The organism is Streptomyces sp. NPDC002884, from assembly GCF_040295245.1.
Lineage (GTDB): Bacteria > Actinomycetota > Actinomycetes > Streptomycetales > Streptomycetaceae > Streptomyces.
On record NZ_JBEOVB010000105.1, the window covers coordinates 1 to 1,319 of the forward strand.

The window sequence follows — 1,319 nt, forward strand, 5'->3', positions numbered from 1 at the left end:
CCGAGGCGAGGCCCGCGACCGCGCCGCCCACGACCACGAGTTCGCCGCTCCTGATGAACCGCGGGCGAGCAGCGGCCTGGGCTGTCGCCCCGTGCTGTCGGCGTACGGACCTATCTCCCCCCCTTGCGTACGGACGAACGTCCCCAGCTCTGACTGCGGGCAGCAGCACGGCAGAGGATCTCGGTTGAGATGGATGCCCCGACCAGGGACACTCGCGCGATGAGCCCCAGCACATGGTCCGAATCGGTCGAGCGAGGGTGGGACGAGCCCTGGTATCGGGTCCGCATGGAGGACTTCGAGGCATCGTTCCTGCCCAGCGACGGCGAGGACTTGGACGAGGTCTGCAACGTCGATGTCTTCGTGACTCTGAAGGACGGATCTCGTTGGACCGCGACCGTGTTCACCGTCGCGGAAGTCGAGCGCCTGATGAAACTCTGGGCAGGGACCGACGAGGCCCTCGGGGGCCGGTACTTCTGGGTCTCGGACGGCCTGATCGTCAGGGATCCCGGCATCGACAACATGACCGACGTGATCGCCGGGCTGATCGAGAACGGCGAGTTCCCTGAGATCTTTCAGCAGGTGATCAACAACTGATCAACGCTCGGTCGCCGGAATCGACGTGGGTCGTCAGGCCACGTCATTCTCTCGCTCGATGTCCTTGAGGCGGTTCCTGAGCCGGTGACTGGGGCCGTTGACGGAGATCACTTCGCGGTGGTGGAGGAGGCGGTCGACGATGGCGGTAGCCAAGACCTCGTCACCTCTCAACGCATCAACAACTGTCCCTATTCATCCGTACGCGAGTGGGGACGTTCACGTGTACGCCGACACGTGCCGGGCCGACCCACCATGAGGTGCGGCGAGGATCGTCCGGCTGCAGCCCCTGCGGAGCCTTCCGCCGCGAGGCGCCTGCCCTGGTCGGCCTCCCACGTCCAGCCGGGGCTTCGTGCTCTGGGGTGCACGGCTCGCGTGGTGAGTGGTCAGTAGTCCTCGGGTGCGCGGGGGGCTGCGGAGCCAGCCTGGTCGTAGAGTCCGCGGATCGTGTCTACGAGGTCCTGGTGGTCGCTGAGGCCGACGTTGTCGCTGTCGATGGCGTAGCCGACGAGGCTGAACATCTGGTGGATCAGTCGGGCGTGCTTAATCGGTGTCATCGGTGCAGGCGCGGGTGCTGGCGGGTCTTGGTCAGGCTCGGCGGGAAGTTCCCGCAGCGCTGCTTCGGCCTTGCGATGAGCGTCCTGTGCGGCGACCGTTTCGATGAGCTTGTCCGGCCACGGTGTGCGCACGGGGGCCGGGTCGCCCTCGTCGCCGTTGCGGCGTGCGTG

At 66.6% G+C, this 1,319-nt stretch carries 2 protein-coding genes and 1 pseudogene; 1 reads left to right on the forward strand and 2 read right to left on the reverse strand.

The genetic code is table 11. From position 1 onward, the window contains the following. Nucleotides 1-219 precede the first annotated feature (219 nt). Nucleotides 220-594, forward strand: coding sequence for a hypothetical protein (locus ABT070_RS46185; RefSeq protein WP_351769367.1), 375 nt, complete (start codon nt 220-222; stop codon nt 592-594). A gap of 33 nt (nt 595-627) precedes the next feature. Here ABT070_RS46185 and ABT070_RS46190 read toward each other — a convergent pair. Both ABT070_RS46190 and ABT070_RS46195 read right to left on the reverse strand, forming a co-directional pair. Then, nucleotides 628-759: pseudogene (locus ABT070_RS46190) on the reverse strand (ATP-binding protein); the annotation flags it as partial. Between the two features lie 218 nt (nt 760-977). Then, the coding region (locus ABT070_RS46195) for a hypothetical protein (protein WP_351769366.1) at nt 978-1,319 on the reverse strand (342 nt) is incomplete at its 5' end.

Bases quoted from the DNA above. Each gene is read 5' to 3' on its own strand.
- ABT070_RS46185 (WP_351769367.1), top strand. From the start codon at position 220: ATGAGCCCCAGCACATGGTCCGAATCGGTCGAGCGAGGGTGGGACGAG.